We start from the raw sequence: 12,628 nt of genomic DNA on the forward strand, positions 1-12,628 counted from the left end.
CGAGTTGCGTGAACGCTCCCCGGTCGGGCGTCCGGTGGTGGACTCGGCCGAACCTACCGGCCCTCGGCCGTCGACTGTCAACAGTCCCCTGACCTGCCAAGAAAGCCCGAATGCCGGGGTGAGCGCCGAGGATGCGCAGGTGGGGCGGCGGGGCGGCGGCGGCCGATGACCGCCGCGCCCCGCCCGTAGATCACTCGCCCGGCCGTACGAACACCGTCCGTCCGCCCACCACGGTGCGCAGGCAGGCCGGCAGGTCGCGGCCGGGGGTCAGGTCGGGCAGTCCCGGCGTGCCCGAGCGCGGGTCGGTCGACCAGCGGGCCACCCGGTCGTCGGGGGCCTGGACGACCAGCTCGTCGGTGCGCCAGACGGCGTAGTCGGCGGGCGCGCCCGGCACCAGGACGCCCGCGTCGTCCCGCCCCACGGCCCGCCAGCCGCCCCGCGTGTGCGCCGTGAAGGCGGCCCGGACGGAGACGCGGTGCTCGGGCGTGCGATGGAACGCGGCGGCGCGCACGGTGCCCCACGGGTCGAGCGGGGTGACCGGGCTGTCGGAGCCGAAGGCGAGCGGCACGCCCGCGCGCAGGAGGGCCGCGAAGGGGTTGAGGGTGCGGGCCCGCTCGGCGCCCAGCCGCCGGGCGTACATGCCGTCCTCGCCACCCCACAGCGCGTCGAAGGCGGGTTGCACGGAGGCGGTCAGGCCCAGCTCGGCGAAGCCGGCGACGGTCTCGGGGGTGAGCATCTCGGCGTGCTCGACGCGGTGGCGGGCGGCGCGGATGCGGGCCGGGCCGAGCTTCTCGGCGGCGGCGCGCACGCCGTCCACGACGGCGGCCACGGCGGCGTCGCCGATGGCGTGGAAGCCGGCCTGCAGGCCCGCCTCGGTGCAGGCGACGACATGGGCCGCGACGGCCTCGGCGTCCAGGTAGGCGACGCCGGCGTGGCCGGCGTCCGCGTAGGGCTCGTGCAGGCAGGCGGTGTGCGAGCCCAGGGCGCCGTCGGCGAAGAGATCGCCGGCCGCGCCCACGGCGCCCAGTTCGCGCGCCCTGTCGACGTTCTGCTCGGCCCAGTAGCCGACGACCCGCGGGCCCGGCTCCTCGGCGGCGAGCCCGAGCAGGCCGGTGAAGTCGTCCTCGGAGGAGATCTGCGGGCCACCGCACTCGTGCACCGAGCCGATGCCGAGGGAGGCCGCGTGGGCGAGGGCGACACGCTGGGCCTCGGCGCGCTGGGCCGGGGTGATGGCGGCGAGCGCGGCCCGGCGGACGGCGTGGTGGTCGTCCTTGGTCAGCGGCGTGTCGGTGCGCGGAACGTCGCCGGGGACCAGGTCCAGCAGGGCGGTGGTGACGACCGCCGAGTGCACGTCGATGCGGGAGAGGTACAGGGGGCGGCCGCCGGTGGCCGCGTCGAGCTCCGCGCGCGTCGGCGGACGGCCGCCCGGCCAGCGGGCGGCGTCCCAGCCGTGGCCCAGCAGGACACGGTCGTCCGGGCGGGCGGCCGCGAAGTCGCGGACCAGGGTGAGGGCCGCGTCCAGGGAGGGGGCGCCGGACAGGTCCAGGCCGGTCAGGGCGAGACCGGTGGCGGTGGTGTGCACATGGGCGTCGGTGAAGGCCGGGGTGACGAGGGCGCCGTCGAGGTCGATCACCTCGTCCACGCCGTCGGCGAAGGCGTCGGCGGCGCCCTCGGAGCCGACCCAGGCGACGTGGCCCGCCTCCACGACCATTGCTGTCGCGAAGGGGTCCGCGGGGCTGTGCACCTCGCCGCGGCGCAGGAGGACGGTCTTGGGGGGCTCGGCGGTGCGCTCACTCATAGCGGACAGTTTCGCGCCTCGGCCGCCGCGAGCTGTACTCGGGGCACCCGCGAGGCGCCCGGCGCCGCGGTGCTCAGATCCGGGGCGGCCGCGCCTCGTACGGCGTCGACAGCACCACCGTCGTGCGTGTCGACACCCCCGCCAGGCCGCGCAGCCGGGCCAGGAGCTCCTCCAGCTCGTGGGGGGTGGCGACGCGGACCTTGAGGATGTAGTTCTCGTCGCCGGCGACGCTGTGGCAGGCCTCGATCTCGGGGACGCCGGCGAGGCGGTCCGCGATGTCGTCGGGGGCGCTGGGGTCGAACGGTTTCACCGAGATGAACGCGGTGAGCGGCAGCCCGACGGCCTCCGGGTCGACCACCGCGGCATAGCCGCGGATGACGCCACGCTGTTCCAGCCGGCGCACCCGCTGGTGCACGGCCGACGTGGACAGGCCCGTGGCCTTGCCCAGGTCTGTGTAGCTCATCCGCCCGTCCTTGACGAGCAGCTGCACGATCTGTCGGTCCAGCTCCTCCATGGCGCCAAAACCTACAGTGCGCTTGATCTCCTGGGATAGCCGAGAGCGCAGGTCATGGCCGGTTCGATACAAAAGCACCGCATAAGGCCCGGCATCGCGCACCTGCATGCGGCATGTGACGAACGACACACAACCCGAACAGGCTCCGTGATGTTCTCGTGATTACCGTCGAGGGCGGACGGGAAGTGCTTGCTGTGGTCGAGGCCGCAGTGCCTTCACGGCCCAGCCTTAGGGGGAGAAATCCATGCAGAGTGCCCGTCACCCTGGTCGAACCGTGCCCAAGCGGCAGCAGCCCGTCGTCGAGCCCGAGCCGGAGGGCGTCGAACCCGACGTCGCCGAGGACGAACTGGACGCCTACGACACCTTCGAGGGGTACCGGGTGATCTGCCCGGACTGCGCCCAGCCGATCGCGCTGCTGGCGGACGAGGACGTCCTGCCGGAGCACGCGCTGTGCGCCTCGCCGTGGAACCCGTTCGGGCTCACGGTCTGTGCGGGTACGGGCCGTTCGGCGACCGACGCCCGTCCCGCGGACGAGTCCGCCGAGCCGCAGGAGCAGGACACCGCGCTGCTGCTGACGCTGCCCCAGGGGCTCGACTGGCGGACCCAGCCCTTCTCGCACGTCGGCGGTCCGGGCTCGCGCCCGATGCGCGTCGCGGCGATGCGCCGCGAGGCCGCCTGAGTCCTTCTCGACCGGGCCCGGCTCAGTCCCCGTACGTGCCCCGCACCATGGCGCGCAGGCTGTCGTGGTGCAGGATCAGCGTGTCCGGGTCCGCCGGGACGGCGACCTCCCCGAAGTGCGCCTGACGGTAGGCGATGCGCAGCATGACGATCGCGTGCCGCAGTGCGGCGTAGAGGGTGTGGAAGTCCATGTCGCGCGGGGTGTGGCCGGTCAGGCGCGCATAGCGGGCCTCGACCCGGTCGCGGCGCAGGAGGTCCGGCAGTCCGCGCTGTCCCGAGGCGACCGTGAGGTCCTGGAAGAAGCGGTGCAGATACACGGTCCAGCCGAGGTCGACCTCGCGCGGGGCGAGTGCCGCCATCTCCCAGTCCAGGACGGCGACGGGGTCGAAGCCGTCGTAGACGATGTTGCCGATGCGCGCGTCGCCCCAGCTGAGGACGGGTTCGCCCGCGTCGCGGGGCCACAGCTGCTCCAGCCGGTCGAAGGCGGCTTCGATGAGGGGTGAGCGGGGCAGCCCGTCGATCACCCAGGCGTAATAGGCGCGTTGGGCCGTCACATGTCGGCGCAGGGCGTCACCGGCACCGGGCTGAGCGAGGAACTCCGCCTCGTGGAGCGGCACTTGGTCGTGCAGCCGGGCCAGCAGGCCGACGGTCTTTGCCTCCAGGTGCGCGCGCTCGGCGTCGCTCGCCGCGTACAGCCAACTGCCCTCGTAGGTGTACGGCATGACATCCGGCGGCACCCGCCCGGCGACCCGCTCCATGACGAAGAACGGCGCCCCGAACGGGCCCGGGTCCTCCTCCAGCCACAGCACGCGCGGCACCGGTACGTCCGAGTGCTCGGCGACCAGGCGAAGAGTGCGGTACTGGCGGGTCATGTCGTACGAGGGGAAGACGGTGTACGCCGCCGGGTCCGCCGCCAGCCGCAACGCGCAGGCGCGCACCGGCGCTTCGGGGTGCTCGATGTCGAACAGCAGCGTCTCGCTGGACATGCCGTTGGAGGCCGGCACGGTGACGCCGGTGGCCTTGGCGCCGGGCAGTCGGGTGCCGAGCCAGGCGGTCAGGCGCCGGGACAGTTCCTCGGGGTCGCGGGTGGTGGTGCGGGGGCGCGGTGCCGTGGCCATACCGGGCTCCTCCCTCAGGGCGCGACCGAGTCGAAGCCGGTGAAGCCGCTCGGGTCGTGCCGGCCGAACGAACCGTGCTCGAAGATGCCGTGACCGGTCTGCCCGTCGAGCCGGAAGCGGGCGGAGTGGTCGGTGACGCCGTAACCGGCCAGGGGGTGGGGCTGGGTCATGTCGTAGGTGCGGCGGTCGGTCCAGCCGGGCCCCTGCCATGTGCCGTGCTGCCAGTCGTCCGCCGGCGGATAGCCCGCGCCGAGCGCGAGCGGCGAGGAGGCCAGGATCTCGACGTCCAGTTTCTGCGGGCGCCGCGCGTCTCCCAGGTGGATGAGCGCCCGTTCCGGGTGGCGGGTGCCGGATCGGTAGCCGATCTCGGCCTGGGGCCAGCCCAGTTGGCGGTCGCGCTCGCCGGGGCGGACCAGGGTGGCGTCGTTCAGGGAGCGGTGGCCGTCCGCGTCCTCCTGGGTGATGACCATCAGGAAGCGGTCCTCGAAGCGGACCGGGCACCAGATCCAGTGGAAGCCCTCGGTGGGATGGTCGGCGGCGAGCCGTCCGCCGTCCTCGCCCGGCACCGGCCGCACGCCCCAGCTGCGATCCCGGGTCCCGGTCCAGTCGTCCGCGGTGACCCGGAACTCCGCACCCGCGGCACGGATCACGCCCTCGGCGGTGCCGGCCTGGACGAAGCGGCGGCCCTCCAGGGTGAGGCGGTCGCCGCGGCGTTGGATGTGGTGCGGCTCCCACAGGGCCGGGAACGCCGCCGTCCAGGTGAGGTCGTACGACAGCTGCTCGTCCTCGCAGATCAGCCGCAGCTCGTGCAGCGGCCGGGGGACCTCGATGCGCAGCGGGCCGACGGCGAGCCGCATCCGGTCCTCTCCCAGGGCGTCCGAGGCGCGGACGGCGTGCAGGGTGTCCCCGGTGCGCAGGGTGGCGTAGGCGTCGATCACCCCCAGGTTGGGATAGACGCCGAGGCCGAGGATGAGCAGGGCGCGGCCGGTGTGGTCGAAGACGTGGAAGATGCAGCGGTCGTAGGCGTTGCGGTCACCGGTCGCCACGTGATTCATGGACAGCGGCACCTGATGCACCGGGTACTCGTCGAGCGGTACGGGACGGTCGTCGGCCACGAATACCACACCCCCTGAACGATGGTCGGCTGACGGTACGTCAGATGACCTGGGGAGGCCAGAGCGCGAACCGGACAGGGGCTGAACTGACGCTCGATTCCGCCGGGCGGTGACCTGTCCGACCGATTCCGCGTTGCCCAGGTATGACCCCCACGTACACGGTCACCGGGCGTCAGCGCCGCGTCTTCGTCCCGCGACCCGCGGAATCGCTTGCGCCGCCCGCGCCGCAGGACCCGCCCATCTACCGCGACCTCATGCGGACCTGGGCCGACCGGGGCCGGACCCTGCCGGGCCGCCACGACCCGGAGTGGATCAGGCTGGCGGCCCCGACGGTCCGCACGGGGCAGTTCAGCGAGCTTCGGGTCCCGCCACGTGACGGGCGATGACCATCCGCTGGATCTGGTTGGTGCCCTCGACGATCTGCAGGACCTTGGCCTCGCGCATATAGCGCTCGGCCGGGAAGTCGGCGGTGTAGCCGTAGCCGCCGAGTATCTGCACGGCGTCCGTCGTGACCTTCATGGCCGCGTCGGTGCAGTGCAGCTTGGCCATGGCGGCCTGCTTGCTGAACGGCTTGCCCGCGTCACGCAGCCGGGCCGCGGCGAGGTAGAGCGCGCGGCCGGCCTCGATCTGGGTGGCCATGTCGGCGATCATGAACCGCAGACCCTGGAAGTCGGCGACGGGACGGCCGAACTGCCGGCGCTGGGTGGCGTAGGCGACCGCCTCCTCCAGCGCGGCCTGTGCGAGGCCGATCGCGCAGGCGGCGATGCCGAGCCGTCCGGAGTCGAGGGCGGACAGGGCGATGAAGAAGCCCTGGCCCTCCTCGCCGATCCGCCGGTCGTCGCCGACGCGGACGCCGTCGAAGTGGACCTGCGCGGTGGGTGAGCCCTTCATGCCCATCTTCTTCTCGGGCAGCGCTCCGCTCAGACCCGGCGCGTCGCCGGGGACCAGGAAGGCGGTGATCCCGCGCGGGCCGTCCTCGCCGGTGCGGGCCATGACCGTGTAGAAGTCGGCGATGCCCCCATGGGTGATCCAGGCCTTGGTGCCGTCGATCACCCAGCTCCCCTCGCCGTCCCGCACGGCCTTGGTGCGCAGCGAGGCCGCGTCGGAGCCGGAGGACGGCTCGGACAGGCAGTACGCGCCGAGCAGTCCGCCGCCGAGCATGGCGGGCAGATGCTCGACCTGCTGCTGCTTGGTGCCGTAGGTGGCGAGGGCGTAGGAGGCGAGCGTGTGCACGCTGACACCGAGGCCCACGGTGAGCCGCGCCGCGGCAAGCTCCTCGAGGACCTGGAGGTAGACCTCGTAGGGCTGGTCGCCGCCGCCGTACTCGGAGTCGTACGGCAGGCCGAGCAGGCCGGAGTCGGAGAGCAGGGTGAAGACCTCGCGCGGGAAGCGTCCCGCGTCCTCCTCCTCGGCGGCCTTCGGCGCGATCTCGCGCTGGGCGATGTCCCGGACGAGCGCGAGCAGATCCCGCGCCTCCTCCGTGGGCAGCTGACGCTCCACCGGCTGCGGGTCGCGGTCGGACATGGCGTCGGTCTCCTCCCTGTTCGGGCACCGGCGGTCTGGCCCGTCGGGTGGGGGCGGCTCCGCCTGGTCGTTCCGTGTGGCCGAGGGCGCCCGCTCCCGGGTCTCGGAAGCTGCTGACCAGCGGCTGTGCGCTGTGAGTATGCCCGATCAGCGACCTCCCGTCACCAGTTAACGACCGCTTACTTCAAGAATCCAGTCGGAATCCGGCGCGCCCCCATCTCCGTCCGCGACCGCCCATCGAAATTGGTCCGAACCATTGACGCAGTGGTCTAGTCCTCCTACTGTGCATGACCAACGCTTTACCGCGTTCATGCCAATCGGCGCGCGTTCCCCTCTCCCCCACGAGGAGACACCCGATGCAGACTCCCCACCGCCCGCGGCTGCGCGCGGTCCTGGCCGCCGCGTGCACCACCGTCCTCGGTGCCGCACTGCTGGCCGGGACGGGCACGGCCACCGCGGCCGCGCCCGTCGCACCGGCCGCACCGCAGGTCCAGGCCGGCTCGAAGGTCGTCGGCTACTTCACCGAATGGGGTACCTACGACCGCAAGTACTTCGCCAAGAACGTCGAGACCTCGGGCTCGGCGGCCAAGCTGACCCACATCAACTACGCCTTCGGCAACGTCACCGGCGGCTCGTGCGCGATGGGCGACTCCTACGCGGCCACCGACCGCGCCTACACCGCCGACGAGTCCGTCGACGGCGTCGCCGACACCTGGGACCAGCCGCTGCGCGGCAACTTCAACCAGCTGCTGAAGCTGAAGAAGAAGCACCCGGGCCTGAAGATCCTGTGGTCCTTCGGCGGCTGGACCTGGTCCGGCGGCTTCGGCGAGGCCGCGAAGAACCCGGCCGCCTTCGCCCAGTCCTGCTACGACCTGGTGAACAACTCCAAGTGGGCGGGGCTGTTCGACGGCATCGACATCGACTGGGAGTACCCGAACGCCTGCGGCAACAGCTGCGACACCAGCGGCCGGGACGCGTTCAGGAACGTCATGGCCGCCCTGCGCTCGAAGTTCGGCTCCGGCAAACTGGTCACGGCAGCGATCACGGCGGACGCCTCCAGCGGCGGCAAGATCGACGCGGCGGACTACGCGGGCGCGGCCCAGTACGTCGACTGGTACAACCCGATGACGTACGACTACTTCGGCGCCTGGGACGCGAGCGGCCCGACCGCCCCGCACTCGCCGCTCACCTCGTACTCGGGCATCCCGAAGGCCGACTTCGACACCTCGGCGACCATCGCCAAGCTCAAGGGCCTCGGCATCCCGGCGTCCAAGCTGCTGCTCGGCATCGGCTTCTACGGCCGCGGCTGGACCGGGGTCACCCAGGCGGCACCGGGCGGCACGGCGACCGGCCCGGCGGCGGGGACGTACGAGCAGGGCATCGACGACTACAAGGTGCTCAAGACCAAGTGCCCGGCGACCGGCACCGTGGGCGGCACGGCCTACGCCAAGTGCGGCAGCGACTGGTGGAGTTACGACACCCCGGCGACGATCGCCACGAAGATGACGTACAAGAACCAGCAGGGCCTCGGCGGCACCTTCTTCTGGGAGCTGAGCGGCGACACCACGAACGGCGAGCTGATCAAGGCCATCGACTAGCCCCCCGGAACCGGGGGGCTCGGGAGCGGGGGACCACGAGCCCCCGCTCCCTTGTGTGTCAGGTGTCGCGGCGGGCAGGCTGCGGGGCCGGGTAGACCGGGTCCAGCTCCTCGACGGCGCGCAGGGCTCCGCCGAGCGTCTTCACCAGCAGCTCGCGCATGGTGTCGCGGGACAGCTCGGGGCGGTCGATCCAGTCCAGGGTCGCACCCTCGACGCTGCACACCCAGGCGAGCAGGCTCATGCGGGGCAGCGGGGCGATGTCGCTGCGGCCGTAGGCCCCTTCGGCGATGGTGTCGATGATCGCCTCGCGCACGCCGTCCCGGATGGCGTGCACCTCGGCGTCGAAGCCGACGCCGCCGCTGACGATGGTGCGGTAGGCGGCCTGGTGGTGCTCGGCGTAGCGCAGATAGCCGTCGATGGTGCGGTGGACACGGTCCACGGCGGGCATCGTGAGGCCGCTCGCGGCGAAGGTGACCAGGTCGGCGACGGAGTCCTGGACGATCGCCAGGTAATAGCCGCGCTTGGACTGGAAGTAGTAGTAGATCAGCCCCTTGGCGACATGCGCCTGGCGGGCGATGTCGTCCATGGACAGCGCGTCGTAGGACGTGTCGGCGAACAACTTCCGCCCGATGGCGATGAGTTCGGCGCGACGTGCCAACGAACGCTCGGTACCGCGCATCCGGGGACGGACGGCGGCACGCTGATGCGGCATATTCAATTTCGACCCTGTTCCAGGCGGTCGGCGGGACATCCGCAGTATGTCAGAACATGCCGCACACGTGAGCGGTTGCGTCAGAGCAGGCCGAGCTGGGTCACGAGCATCGCGACGACCACCACGAGGACCCAGCCCATGGCGTGCTCAAGGATCTTCGGGCCGTCTTCCTGAGGGCCGCCGGTGCGGGCGCGGGTGGCGGTGGCCGGGTGTGCGGTCATGGCGTTACTCGCAAGGTCGGACGTACGGATCGCACGTGCAGATCGGATGTTCGGATGCGGGCTCCCCACCCGTTTGTCCACCTTGCCACCCGTAGCGCCTTTTGCGGCGATGAGCTTGCTCACACGGTCAGCGCACGCCCACCGCCGCGAGCGCCTGGCGCTGGCGCGGGCTCGGATGGGCCGGGAAGTACAGGTAGCAGACTCCCCCGGTGCCCGAGACGACCTGACCGGAGGCGTTGTACCGCTTGGTCCGGAGCCAGATGTTCTCGAACTCGCGGCGCAGATAGATCCGCCGTACCGCGTCGTCGCCCGGCGAGGCCGGGTCGCCCGCGATCACATCGCCCTCCGCGGTGAAGCCGGTCACGGTCATCAGATGGCCGGCGGTGCCGTAGCCGGCGCCGGTCAGCTCCGTCTTCAGGAACGACTGGGACGTTATGGCGGGGATGCCGGCCGCGACCAGCGTCTCCAGGTCGGTGAGCGAGTCGAGCCGGGTGACCACGCCCTGGAGCCCGTGGAACGTGGCCGCGTAGGCCGCGTTGAACGGCCAGTTGCCGCAGCCCTCGTACTGGTAGTCGTAGGTGAAGCGGGCGGCGTTGTCGACCTGCGGATCGGCGTAGGAGGGGTCGACCCAGGACAGCTGCTCGGGGGTGAGCCGGCCGCCCCAGTACTCGATGATCATCTGCGACGAGGTGGGGCTGCACCAGGCCTCGCCGCCGTTGTCGTACTGCGGGTACTGACCCTTGTGGATCTCCTGCGAGTAGCGCGGGACGGAGAGTTCCTGGGCGAGGCCGGGAGTGGAGGCCGGCACGGTGAAGCGGTCGGGCACGTCGGATCCCATGGCGCCGAGCCGCCACACGGTGGGTGTCAGACGGGTGCCGGGCTTGCGGTACAGGGTCAGCCGCAGGCAGTACGACGTCAGGCGCAGCCCGGTGCTCGCGTCGTCGATGGCGAAGGTGTCGGTCCAGACGGCGCTCTTGCCGTCCTTCTGGCCGTCCACCGAGGTCCGCCTGATGTCCTGGTCACCGGCCGCCCAGCGGCCCATCACGTACCAGGGGGTCTCGGTGCCGTCGGAGTACGTGCCCCGCAGCTCGACCTGGAGCCAGGTGCCGTCCGGGGTGTGCGCGTTCCAGGAGGCGACGACCTCGGTGGCGGGGACCGCGAGCCGGTGCGCCGGCCCGGTCCAGGTGGCGTACTCCCAGGTGGCGGTGGTGCCGGTGTGCGGGTCGGTGTAGTCGCTGCGGCCGACGGGGGTGCCGATCACCAGGCCGGGGCGGGCGCCGGAGACGGCCCTGACGCCCTGGGCGGCCCCGAGGCGCCACTCGCGGTACGTGGTCCAGGCGTGGTAGTCGATCGGGCGGGCCTGCGCCGGGACGGGGTCGTCGGCATCGGCGGCGGGCCGCTGCGCGGCGGCAGCGGGGGCCGTCCCGCCGGCCACCGCCGCGGCGACGGCGACGGTGAGGACGGTTCTGCGGGACGGCTGCTGGGCTCTGCTCATGGGCGCGATTACCCCCAGGTGTCCGGGTCTGGGCCGGGCTGCTGCACGGTTTTGCGCCAACTATGGAGCAGGCCGCATGGCCCTGCCAGCACTTCGACGCATGCGGCGCGAGGAATATTGGTCTTGGCCACTGGAGGGGACGACCGGGGCGGGTGTCGCCTGCCCGTGCGGGCGGGTACCGCGCCGCCCTGGAGAGGGACGGCCGGGGCGGGCGATGCGCGATCGGCCCCTCCCCCACGCCCGCGCCGGGCACGGCGCGCGGCCGGTGGAGCCGCGCGCCGTGCCGGGACCCCGCGTCAGACGAGATCCATGGCCGCGACCTCGTCGGGGCGGCCGTAGCTGATCGGACCCTGGAAGCGGCGGCGTGCGGTGGCGAACCACCACACGGTCGCCACGATCACCACCGCCGCCAGCGCGATCGGCGCGTAGTTGAAGGAGTCGACCGTGATCGGCGAGGCCTGCGGCAGCATGAACAGGACGCTGCTGAGCACGATCCAGATCACCGCGAGCCAGCCGACCGGCCGCCCCCAGCGGCCCAGATGCCAGGGCCCGGGCTGGAACTCGTCGCCGAGCCGCAGCCGCAGGAAGATCGGCACGGCGTAGGCGAGGAAGAGGCCGACCACGTTGACGCTGACGATCGCGGTGAAGGCCGTGTGGGACCACCAGCCTGGCACGACCAGGGCCAGCGAGCAGGCCACCGCCAGCCACACCGCCTTCACGGGCGTACGGGTGCGGGGCGAGACCGAGTGCCACCAGCGGGAGCCGGGCATGGCGCCGTCGCGGGAGAAGGCGAAGATCTGCCGGGTGTTGCTGGTGAGGTTGGCGAGACCGCAGAAGAGCATCGCCCCGATGACGATGAGAAGCATGACCTTGGCGGTGCCGAGTCCGAGGCCGTCGATGAGGATCTGAACGGGCGGCCCCACCGGCGATCCTGCCACCTTGGCGTAGTCGCCAATGCTGTAGACCAATGCCAGCATCAGGATCAACCCGGTGATCGCCGAATAGCCGATGGCGCGGATGATCCCCTTCGGCGCGTTCACCGTCGCGTGGACCGTTTCCTCGGACATGTGGAAGCTGCCGTCGAAGCCGGTGAACGTCCAGCTTGTGACCAGCAGCCCGAGCATGCCGCCGTAAAGTCCGCTCGTGAAGCCGGTGTTGTTCTCGAAATGGGTCACGAACGACGCCGACTGATGGTGATCGGGCATCACTATGAGTGCGCCCACGATCACGACGAGTCCGATCAGCAGCCACCACACGGAAATACGGTTCAGTAGGGCGACGAGCTGGACCGTGTAGGTGTTGGCGAGCCCTTGCACGACGATGATCAAGGCCGTGATCAGGACGGTCTGGTGCGTGGTCGGCTGGTAGGAGGGCCACTGCAGCTGCACGAAAGCCTGGATGAAGGTGGCCGCCGCGTAGCCGGTGGCGGCCGTGCCGCCGATCTGCCCGACGAAGTTCAGCCAGCCCGTGTACCAGGACCAGGCTCCCTTGTGCCGCTTTGCGAGCTTACCGGCGGAGAAATACAGGGCACCGCTCGTCGGATAGGCCGAGGCGACTTCCGCCATGGCCGCACCGATGAGGAGCACCATGACGCAGACGCCGATCCAGCCGAACACGAGAATGCGGGGGCCGCCCGCGTTCATACCGAATCCGAAAGACGAGAAAATACCTGAAAGGATATTGATGATGGTGAAGGAGATCGCGAAATTGTCGAACGCCTGGAAGCGCCGGGTGAGCTTCCGCGGATAACCCATCGCATGCAGGGTCGCGTCATCGTCGAGCACGACCGCGGCTTCCCTTGCGCGGGCCTTCGCCCGAGGCGTCGATGTCCGTTCCGACACAGATCGGCCTTTCT

Annotated in this window: 11 protein-coding genes; 2 read left to right on the forward strand and 9 right to left on the reverse strand. The window is 71.4% G+C overall.

Annotated features, from left to right (window positions below):
• Positions 1–190: 190 nt before the first annotated feature.
• Together AQI95_RS27920 and AQI95_RS27925 are read right to left on the reverse strand one after the other, a co-directional pair.
• Positions 191–1,798: an amidohydrolase gene (locus tag AQI95_RS27920; protein WP_067129628.1), complete on the reverse strand. Its 1,608-nt coding sequence runs from the start codon at positions 1,796–1,798 to the stop codon at positions 191–193.
• 73 nt (positions 1,799–1,871) lie between these two features.
• A complete protein-coding gene (locus AQI95_RS27925) occupies positions 1,872–2,312 on the reverse strand; it encodes an Lrp/AsnC family transcriptional regulator (RefSeq protein ID WP_043498889.1) in 441 nt (146 codons plus the stop codon).
• A 244-nt stretch (positions 2,313–2,556) separates the two neighbouring features.
• On the opposite strand from AQI95_RS27925, the gene AQI95_RS27930 reads away from it, so the two are divergent.
• Complete coding sequence (locus AQI95_RS27930; protein WP_067129631.1) at positions 2,557–2,991, forward strand: hypothetical protein; 435 nt, start codon at positions 2,557–2,559, stop codon at positions 2,989–2,991.
• Between the two features lie 22 nt (positions 2,992–3,013).
• Here AQI95_RS27930 and AQI95_RS27935 read toward each other — a convergent pair whose 3' ends face one another.
• From AQI95_RS27935 to AQI95_RS27950, 3 genes are all read right to left on the reverse strand, one after another.
• Positions 3,014–4,108 (reverse strand): phosphotransferase family protein, encoded by a 1,095-nt coding sequence (locus tag AQI95_RS27935; RefSeq protein WP_067129634.1) that lies wholly within the window; start codon positions 4,106–4,108, stop codon positions 3,014–3,016.
• Positions 4,109–4,122: 14 nt separating this feature from the next.
• Positions 4,123–5,223, reverse strand: coding sequence for an Rv3169 family protein (locus AQI95_RS27940; RefSeq protein WP_067129637.1), 1,101 nt, complete (start codon positions 5,221–5,223; stop codon positions 4,123–4,125).
• Positions 5,224–5,571: 348 nt separating this feature from the next.
• Positions 5,572–6,747 carry an acyl-CoA dehydrogenase family protein gene (locus tag AQI95_RS27950; protein WP_067129642.1) on the reverse strand — a complete coding sequence of 392 codons (1,176 nt, stop codon included), beginning with the start codon at positions 6,745–6,747 and terminating at the stop codon, positions 5,572–5,574.
• A 356-nt stretch (positions 6,748–7,103) separates the two neighbouring features.
• Here AQI95_RS27950 and AQI95_RS27955 point away from each other — a divergent pair, with 356 nt between their 5' ends.
• Entirely contained in the window at positions 7,104–8,345 is a 1,242-nt protein-coding gene (locus tag AQI95_RS27955; RefSeq protein WP_067129644.1) for a glycoside hydrolase family 18 protein, read from the forward strand.
• 58 nt (positions 8,346–8,403) lie between these two features.
• Here AQI95_RS27955 and AQI95_RS27960 read toward each other — a convergent pair whose 3' ends face one another.
• The 4 genes from AQI95_RS27960 to AQI95_RS27970 form a co-directional block, all read right to left on the reverse strand.
• Positions 8,404–9,057 carry a TetR/AcrR family transcriptional regulator gene (locus tag AQI95_RS27960; RefSeq protein WP_067129646.1) on the reverse strand — a complete coding sequence of 218 codons (654 nt, stop codon included), beginning with the start codon at positions 9,055–9,057 and terminating at the stop codon, positions 8,404–8,406.
• Between the two features lie 80 nt (positions 9,058–9,137).
• On the reverse strand, positions 9,138–9,401 hold the full coding sequence (locus AQI95_RS50185) for an SCO1431 family membrane protein (RefSeq protein WP_341849483.1): 264 nt from the start codon (positions 9,399–9,401) through the stop codon (positions 9,138–9,140).
• A gap of 4 nt (positions 9,402–9,405) precedes the next feature.
• Entirely contained in the window at positions 9,406–10,773 is a 1,368-nt protein-coding gene (locus tag AQI95_RS27965; protein ID WP_067129648.1) for a peptidase C39 family protein, read from the reverse strand.
• 296 nt (positions 10,774–11,069) lie between these two features.
• Positions 11,070–12,614, reverse strand: coding sequence for an amino acid permease (locus tag AQI95_RS27970; RefSeq protein ID WP_067129650.1), 1,545 nt, complete (start codon positions 12,612–12,614; stop codon positions 11,070–11,072).
• Between the last annotated feature and the right edge of the window lie 14 nt (positions 12,615–12,628).

Source organism: Streptomyces yokosukanensis (assembly GCF_001514035.1).
In the GTDB taxonomy this organism is placed as follows: Bacteria; Actinomycetota; Actinomycetes; order Streptomycetales; family Streptomycetaceae; genus Streptomyces; species Streptomyces yokosukanensis.

Coding starts and splice junctions, on each gene's coding strand:
- AQI95_RS27960 (WP_067129646.1), bottom strand. CDS start 9,057: ATGCCGCATCAGCGTGCCGCCGTCCGTCCCCGGATGCGCGGTACCGAG.
- AQI95_RS27920 (WP_067129628.1), bottom strand. CDS start 1,798: ATGAGTGAGCGCACCGCCGAGCCCCCCAAGACCGTCCTCCTGCGCCGC.
- AQI95_RS27935 (WP_067129634.1), bottom strand. CDS start 4,108: ATGGCCACGGCACCGCGCCCCCGCACCACCACCCGCGACCCCGAGGAA.
- AQI95_RS27950 (WP_067129642.1), bottom strand. CDS start 6,747: ATGTCCGACCGCGACCCGCAGCCGGTGGAGCGTCAGCTGCCCACGGAG.
- AQI95_RS27955 (WP_067129644.1), top strand. CDS start 7,104: ATGCAGACTCCCCACCGCCCGCGGCTGCGCGCGGTCCTGGCCGCCGCG.
- AQI95_RS27930 (WP_067129631.1), top strand. CDS start 2,557: ATGCAGAGTGCCCGTCACCCTGGTCGAACCGTGCCCAAGCGGCAGCAG.
- AQI95_RS27965 (WP_067129648.1), bottom strand. CDS start 10,773: ATGAGCAGAGCCCAGCAGCCGTCCCGCAGAACCGTCCTCACCGTCGCC.
- AQI95_RS27925 (WP_043498889.1), bottom strand. CDS start 2,312: ATGGAGGAGCTGGACCGACAGATCGTGCAGCTGCTCGTCAAGGACGGG.